9 protein-coding genes are annotated in these 6,715 nt (G+C 69.6%); 4 read left to right on the forward strand and 5 right to left on the reverse strand.

Features of this window, described 5'->3' with window-relative positions:
- Nucleotides 1-111 precede the first annotated feature (111 nt).
- A complete protein-coding gene (locus NJ1_RS35700; RefSeq protein ID WP_067704072.1) occupies nucleotides 112-777 on the forward strand; it encodes a potassium channel family protein in 666 nt (221 codons plus the stop codon).
- Between the two features lie 3 nt (nucleotides 778-780).
- Nucleotides 781-1,458 (forward strand): potassium channel family protein, encoded by a 678-nt coding sequence (locus NJ1_RS35705; protein WP_067704075.1) that lies wholly within the window; start codon nucleotides 781-783, stop codon nucleotides 1,456-1,458.
- A 109-nt stretch (nucleotides 1,459-1,567) separates the two neighbouring features.
- Here NJ1_RS35705 and NJ1_RS35710 read toward each other — a convergent pair whose 3' ends face one another.
- The 3 genes from NJ1_RS35710 to NJ1_RS35720 all read right to left on the reverse strand — a co-directional run bounded on the left by NJ1_RS35710 (nucleotide 1,568) and on the right by NJ1_RS35720 (nucleotide 3,714).
- Nucleotides 1,568-2,272 (reverse strand): sigma-70 family RNA polymerase sigma factor, encoded by a 705-nt coding sequence (locus NJ1_RS35710; protein WP_422615807.1) that lies wholly within the window; start codon nucleotides 2,270-2,272, stop codon nucleotides 1,568-1,570.
- Between the two features lie 164 nt (nucleotides 2,273-2,436).
- Nucleotides 2,437-3,033, reverse strand: a complete 597-nt coding sequence (locus NJ1_RS35715; protein ID WP_067704114.1) for a DUF3159 domain-containing protein — start codon at nucleotides 3,031-3,033, stop codon at nucleotides 2,437-2,439.
- Between the two features lie 288 nt (nucleotides 3,034-3,321).
- Entirely contained in the window at nucleotides 3,322-3,714 is a 393-nt protein-coding gene (locus NJ1_RS35720) for an OB-fold nucleic acid binding domain-containing protein (RefSeq protein ID WP_067704078.1), read from the reverse strand.
- 178 nt (nucleotides 3,715-3,892) lie between these two features.
- On the opposite strand from NJ1_RS35720, the gene NJ1_RS35725 reads away from it, so the two are divergent.
- The gene (locus NJ1_RS35725; RefSeq protein WP_067704081.1) at nucleotides 3,893-4,609 is read left to right on the forward strand and encodes an alpha/beta fold hydrolase; all 717 of its coding nucleotides are present in this window, start codon (nucleotides 3,893-3,895) and stop codon (nucleotides 4,607-4,609) included.
- A 142-nt stretch (nucleotides 4,610-4,751) separates the two neighbouring features.
- Here the strand turns inward: NJ1_RS35725 and NJ1_RS35730 are convergent, their stop codons facing one another.
- Both NJ1_RS35730 and dut read right to left on the reverse strand, forming a co-directional pair.
- Nucleotides 4,752-5,630, reverse strand: a complete 879-nt coding sequence (locus NJ1_RS35730) for a DUF3710 domain-containing protein (protein WP_067704084.1) — start codon at nucleotides 5,628-5,630, stop codon at nucleotides 4,752-4,754.
- Nucleotides 5,631-5,632: 2 nt separating this feature from the next.
- Nucleotides 5,633-6,112, reverse strand: a complete 480-nt coding sequence (gene dut / locus NJ1_RS35735) for a dUTP diphosphatase (protein ID WP_067704087.1) — start codon at nucleotides 6,110-6,112, stop codon at nucleotides 5,633-5,635.
- 187 nt (nucleotides 6,113-6,299) lie between these two features.
- On the opposite strand from dut, the gene NJ1_RS35740 reads away from it, so the two are divergent.
- Nucleotides 6,300-6,715: DUF3093 domain-containing protein (locus NJ1_RS35740; protein WP_067704117.1), on the forward strand; the 416-nt coding region annotated here is incomplete at its 3' end.

Below are 6,715 nucleotides of genomic sequence, written 5' to 3' on the forward strand. Positions count from 1 at the left end.
TGGAGGACAACCCGAGGGGGAAAGTGCTGCGGGGGAAACTCGAGCGGTACGGTTGCCACCCGACAAGAAACCAAACCGCACACCACGCTTTTCGGGAATGGGGTTCGCAGGGTGTACGTAGTGATCATGGGGTGTGGGCGAGTAGGTTCCTCGCTCGCGCGGGCCCTGGTCCGCATCGGCCACGAGGTCGCGGTGATCGACCAGAACTCCAGCGCTTTCCTGCGGCTGGGCCGCGATTTCCCCGGCCTGTGCATCACCGGCGTGGGATTCGACCGTGATGTGCTGACCCGCGCGGGAATCGAACGCGCCGGCGCGTTCGCCGCGGTCTCCTCCGGCGACAACTCCAACATCATCTCCGCGCGCGTGGCCCGCGAGACCTTCGGCGTGGAACGCGTCGTCGCGCGCATCTACGACGCCAAGCGCGCCGCGGTGTACGAGCGCCTCGGCATTCCGACCATCGCCACCGTGCCCTGGACCACCGACCGCTTCCTGCGCAATCTGGTCGCCGACCAGAGCACCACCACCTGGCGCGACCCCACCGGCACCGTCGCGGTCACCGAGCTCATCCTGCACGAGGACTGGTACGGCCGGACCGTGCACTCGCTGGAGCAGGCCGTCGGGGCCCGCGTCGCGTTCCTCATCCGGTTCGGGCAGGGCATGCTGCCCAACGGCAAGACCGTGCTGCAGGCCGACGACACCGTGTACGTCGCCGCCACCTCCGGAACCGTCGGCGAAGCGGTCGCCTTGGCCGGCAACGCACCTGCGAGCGAGGACTAGGTCATGAAAGTAGCCATTGCGGGCGCCGGCGCCGTCGGCCGATCCATCGCCCAGGAGCTACTGCGCGGCGGCCATCAGGTCATGCTGCTGGAGCGCCGCCTCGATCACATCGACCCGACCAGCGCACCCACCGCCCTGTGGATCCACGCCGATGCCTGCGAGCTGGAAACGCTCGAAGAGGCCGAGATGGAGTCCTACGACGTGGTCATCGCCGCCACCGGCGACGACAAGGTCAACCTGGTGTTCGCGCTGCTGGCCAAGACCGAGTTCGGGGTGGGCCGGGTCGTGGCGCGCGTCAACGATCCGCGCAACGAATGGCTCTTCGACACCTCGTGGGGTGTGGATGTCGCGGTCTCGACGCCGCGACTGCTGGCCTCGCTCGTGGAGGAGGCCGTCTCCGTGGGTGACCTGGTCCGCCTGATGACACTTCGTCAGGGTCAGGCCAACCTGGTCGAGATCACGCTGCCGACCGATACGCCGTTGGCGGGCAGGGCCGTTCGCACGCTCAAGCTGCCGCGCGATGCCGCGCTGGTGACCATCCTGCGCGGCGGCCGGGTCATCGTGCCGCAGTCCGACGACCCGCTCGAGGGCGAGGACGAACTGCTGTTCGTCACCTCCGTCGAAGCCGAGGACGACCTGCGTAAAGTGCTCGGCGTCAACGGCTTCGGCGAACTGTCCTGAATCTCGCTGTCCTTAATCTCGCTGTCCTGCAATCGCTTCCGAACCACTCCGGTCCCTGACCCGCTTCGGCGGACTCCCCGTACCGCCGACCCGCGGGCCCCTGGGGCGTTCAGGAGGCGGCTCGCAACTCCGCGCGCAGCTTGTTCAGCGCCCGGTGCTGCATGACCCGGACCACGCCCGGGCTGGTGCCGATGGCCTCGGCGGTCTCCGCCGCGGTCCAGCCCAGCACGATGCGCATGACCAGGACCTCGCGATGGGTCGGGGCCAGCACCTGCATGAGATCGCGAGTGGCGCGGCGGGTTTCGGACTGCAGCGCTCGCTCCTCCGGCCCGGCCTCGAGGTTGGGCTCGTCGGGGAACTCCGCGACCGGGTAGGCCGGATGCTGCTGGGCCCGGCGGAACGCGTCGGCGACCTTGTTGGCCGAGATGCCGTACACGAACGCCAGGAACGACTTGCCCTGATCGCGGTAGCGCGGGATGGCCTGCACGGTGGCCATGCAGATCTCCTGCGACACGTCGTCCGCGGTCACGTGCAGGTGACCCGAACCGCTCATGCGGGCCGCGCAGTAGCGGCGCACCAGCGGGTAGACGATCTTCAGGATTTCCGACACCGCCGCGCGGTCACCGGCCGCGGCCGGTCCGATCAGCTTCTCCAGTTCGGCCGCGGCACGCCGCGATTCCGAGGTGGCGACACTGTTGCTCTTGGTGGTCCCCCGTGCCGCCTGGTGCCGGCGAGAGACCGTGGACTGCACCACCGCGCCGGACTCTTCGGTCCGGTCCTGCGTGAGTGCTGCTGCCTTACCGTCGGTAACCAATTCAGCGATCCTTTCTCGTACCTTCTGAGAAAGATCGTGCTCGGATCCGAGCGTCCGAAATAGGCACCCCAGGGGTGGGTTGGTCACCCCCTGCAGCCATCGACCACCCCCGAAGGTGTTGCGCAACGGGGACTCAGCGCGATAAGGCGCTGGTGAACGGCTACTTACGAGACAGACTGGCCGGTCTTGCCGGACACGGCGGGCAGATGGCCCGCACGGCGCACCGCCCAGATCGTGACCACCAGGGCCACACCCGTGAGCGGCCAGCCCATGGCCAGGCGCGCCACCGCCAGGTATCCGGTGCTGTCGGAGGCGTAGAGGTGGTTCTGCACCAGGTAGCGGGCCAGGAACACCACCGCCCACACCGCGGTGGCGATGTCGTACAGGCGCATGGCCCGGCGATCGGAGCGCCAGTCGGTGCCGTGCCCGTTCAGCACACCCCAGATGACGCCCGCCAGTGGCCAGCGCACCACCAGTGAGAGCAGGAACGCGCCCGCGTAGACCAGGCTGGCGTAGATGCCGAACAGGAAGAAGCCCTTCGCCTCACCCATCCGGTAGGCGATGAAGGCGCACACGCCCACACCCAGGAACCCGGAGATAGCGGGCTGGATCGGGCCGCGGCGCACCAGGCGCCAGACCAGGATCGCGGTCGCCACGCCCAGCGCGGCCCAGATCGCGGCGGTCAGCCCGCGCAGCGAATTCACCGGAACGAACACCAGCACCGGGAGCGAGGAGTAGATCAGGCCGCTGAAACCGCCCATCTGCTCGAGCAGGGTCTGCTCGGCCTCCTCCTCGCGTTCCTCCTCGAGCGCGAGATCCCGCTCGGCGTCGGTCCCGGAGGACTCGCCGGCGTCAGAGGGCTCGTCACGATCCGCGTCGGCGAATCGGGAGCGCCCGGGATCGGTCAGCTCGGCGGCCGCGTCGTCCAGCTCCGGTGCGAGGGTGGCCGCGACATCGTCGGGCGACACTCCGGGGACCTGGTAGTCGTCGTCACGCAGCGCGTGCCGGGGCTCGCGGCCCTCGAAGTTACTGGAAGGTATCGGCATGCCTCAGGAATTCTCGCGAAGTTCGTAGTAGGGGTTGAAGATCACCTTGCCGCCGTCACGCTGACCGATGCGGCCGCGGACCAGGATACGACGCCCCGGCTCGATTCCCGGGATGCGACGCCGTCCGATCCAGACCAGCGCCACGCTGTCGGTGCCGTCGAAGAATTCCGCCTCGACCTCGGCGCCCGCCGCCTTCGGACACGCCTCGACGCTGCGCAGCCGGCCCAGCATGGTGACTTCCTCGCCACGGCGACACTCCGAGGCCCGGCACGCGCCGGACGCCTGCGCGGTCTCCGCGAGCTCCTCGGCGTCCAGACGATCCAGATCCGCGGTCAATCGGCGGCTCAGTCGCCGGAAGTAGCCTGAGGGAGTGTCCTTCCCACCGGGGGATGACATGTCGCACGCTCTCCTGTAGAGCAACACGGCGTGGGTTTCACGTCGTTCGTTCTTCCCACATACCCGGTTGGGTCACTTGTTAAAACGGCCCACTCGAACGGCTGTGGCCGTACCTCCGCCACTGTAGAGGTGACAGGCTGCCCCCGCTACGCGCGGTGGCCCTCAGTACGCTCGGCCCGTGCCCGATCTTCCCACTCCGGCGGTCGCCGTCGCCCTGCCCGGAACCGGCTCCGACGCCCACTTCGCCCGACGCGCCTTCGAATCTGCTTGCGCCGCAATGAATCTGCCCTTCATCGCGGTGGACCCGGATCCACGCCGTGTGATCGGCAGCTATCACGAGGCACTCGATGCCGCCGCCGGATCGGGACCGGTACTTGTCGCCGGAATCTCACTCGGCGCGGCCGTCGCGCTCGACTGGGCCGCGCGGCATCCGGACTCGGTCTACGGCGTGGTCGCGGCGCTGCCCGCCTGGACCGGCGCGGACACCACCGGCTGCCCCGCCGCCCTGAGCGCCGCCGCGACGGCCGCGCAATTGCGCGAGGCCGGGATCGACGCCGTCATCGAACGAATGCGGGCCTCGAGCCCGGACTGGCTCGCCGAGGCACTCACCCGATCCTGGCGGTCCCAGTGGCCCGAGCTGCCCGCCGCCTTGGACGAAGCCGCCGGCTACGCCTGGCCCGAACCCCCGATGCTGTCCGGCATCACGACGCCGGTCGCGATCATCGGCGCGATCGACGACCCGGTGCATCCGTTCGCGGTCGCCGAGCGCTGGGCCGAACTGATCCCCGCGGCCACCCTGCACACGATCACCCTCGACGAGCTCGGGCACGACCCGGCGGTCCTGGGCGCACACGGCCTCACTGCCCTGCTGCCGCGCCGCATCACCACGCCCTGACCCGAAACCCGGCACTCCGCACCCGGCACACCGGGAGCGATCGCATCGAGCGCAGCAGGGCCTACAGACCATCCGTGACGAAGACGGCATCGCCCCATCCACCGAATCGGCGGACGGGGCGAGGCGGATCTCGCGGGATCGGCTAGTTGAGGCCGAGCTGCTGCATGGCCGAACCCTCGGCGCCGCGGCGCGGTTCGGCGGGATCCTGCTGGGGTGCGCCCTGATACGGGGCGCCGCCCTGCATGGCGGCGAGCTGGGCGGCCATCGCCTGCTGCTGCGCCTCCAGCTGCTGCTGGTGCGCGGCGGCGAGCTGGTCGGCCAGCTCCTGGGGTAGGACCACCGGGAGTGGTTCCCGCACGGGTAGTGGCTCATCGCCACGACGCACCACGGTCTCACCGAGAATGGCGCGGGCCGCGCGAACCAGGTCCGAACCCTCGTCGGCCGAACCCGACGGACCGGCCGCGACCAGGCGCACCATCCAGCGGTGCCCGTCCACGCCGATGAATCGCAGATCCGCGCCCTCGGTGACGGCGTGCAGTTCGCGTCCCCACGGACCCTGCTGCACCGACACCTGCGCGCCGTCCTTGCGGAGCGTGTCCGCGAGATCGGCTGCCACGGAACGCCATTGACCCGCCGACTTGGGCGCGGCGTACGCGGCCACGGTGATCCGGCCGTGCTGGGTGGCCAGATGCACGGCCTGCGGCGTGCCGTCCGGGGTCATCTCGACCTGCAGCTGCCCGCCCGGCGGCACCGGCACGATGACCGAGCCCAGATCCAGGCGCTGCTCGGCGACCGTCTCCAGCTGCTCGGACACGTCCTCGTAGTCGTAGGGGCCGGTGCGGGGGCCGGCGGGCGCGGCGACCGGTTCCTCGGCCTCCTCGTACGCCTGCTCCACGTACTGCGCGGCCTCGTAGTCGTCCTCGTCGTACTCGTCCTCGTACTCGTCGTACTCGACGTAGTCCTCGTCGTACTGCGCCGCGCCGTCCGCGTCGCCGTCCCTGCGTTTCTTGCGTCCGAACATCGTTATGCCTCCTCGCCGGCTACCGCCGGACCCGCCCCATCGGATCCCGTGATCAGGCTGGCATGCCCACCACTGGACCCGTATCCTCCAGCGCCGCGCTCGGTTTCGTCGAGCGTGGCCACCTCCACGAATTCCACCAGTTCCACCCGCTGCACCAGCAACTGCGCGATCCGGTCACCACGCCGGAGCTCGATGGCGGTGCGCGGATCGTGATTGATCAGACACACCTTGATCTCCCCCCGATAGCCGGCGTCGACCGTGCCGGGGGTGTTGACGACCGACAGGCCCGACTTCGCGGCCAGACCGGATCGCGGATGGATGAGCCCCACCGTCCCGAGCGGGAGAGCCACCGCGATGCCGGTTCCGACCAGCACCCGCTCCCCCGGTTCGATGATGACGTCCTCGGTAGTGCACAGGTCCACGCCCGCGTCGCCCTCGTGAGCGCGCTTGGGTACGGGGATGCCGGGATCGAGCCGCAGCATGGGAACAGTTGGAATACCGGTCACGTGGGCCGAGCCTACGCGTTCACCCCCGCAGCCATTGACCTAGTCTGAAGTCGTGTCCGACCAGTCCCCTCAGGTGAGCAGCGCAGCGTCGTCCGGCGACCGCGCGGCGGCGCCGGAAGCATCCCAGTCACCCTCCGCCCCGCTCTACTCCGAGCGCCTCTGGGTGCCGCTGTGGTGGTGGCCGGTCGGACTGGCGATCACGGGTCTGCTCGCGGCCGAAATCCACATGGGCGCACCGGGAATCCGGGCGTGGCTGCCGTACGTGCTGCTGTTCCCGGTACCGGTGTGGGTACTGATGTGGTTCTCGCGGCATCGCGTGGAAGTGGTCCGCGACTCGACCGGCACGCCGGAACTGCGCGCGGATCGCGCGCATCTGCCCGCGACCTTCGTCAAGCGGGCGGCGGGCGTGCCGACCAGTGCCAAGAGCGCGGCGCTGGGCCGACAGCTCGACCCGGCCGCGTATGTGCAGCACCGAGCCTGGATCGGCCCCATGCTGCTGCTGGTGCTCGACGATCCGGACGACCCGACTCCGTACTGGTTGGTCAGTACGCGCCGGCCCGAACGAATCCTCACCGCGCT

This window comes from Nocardia jejuensis NBRC 103114 (assembly GCF_001613145.1).
Lineage (GTDB): Bacteria > Actinomycetota > Actinomycetes > Mycobacteriales > Mycobacteriaceae > Nocardia > Nocardia jejuensis.

Bases quoted from the DNA above. Each gene is read 5' to 3' on its own strand.
- NJ1_RS35705 (WP_067704075.1), top strand. From the start codon at position 781: ATGAAAGTAGCCATTGCGGGCGCCGGCGCCGTCGGCCGATCCATCGCC.
- NJ1_RS35715 (WP_067704114.1), bottom strand. From the start codon at position 3,033: ATGGGCGGTTTCAGCGGCCTGATCTACTCCTCGCTCCCGGTGCTGGTG.
- NJ1_RS35720 (WP_067704078.1), bottom strand. From the start codon at position 3,714: ATGTCATCCCCCGGTGGGAAGGACACTCCCTCAGGCTACTTCCGGCGA.
- NJ1_RS35730 (WP_067704084.1), bottom strand. From the start codon at position 5,630: ATGTTCGGACGCAAGAAACGCAGGGACGGCGACGCGGACGGCGCGGCG.
- dut (WP_067704087.1), bottom strand. From the start codon at position 6,112: ATGCTGCGGCTCGATCCCGGCATCCCCGTACCCAAGCGCGCTCACGAG.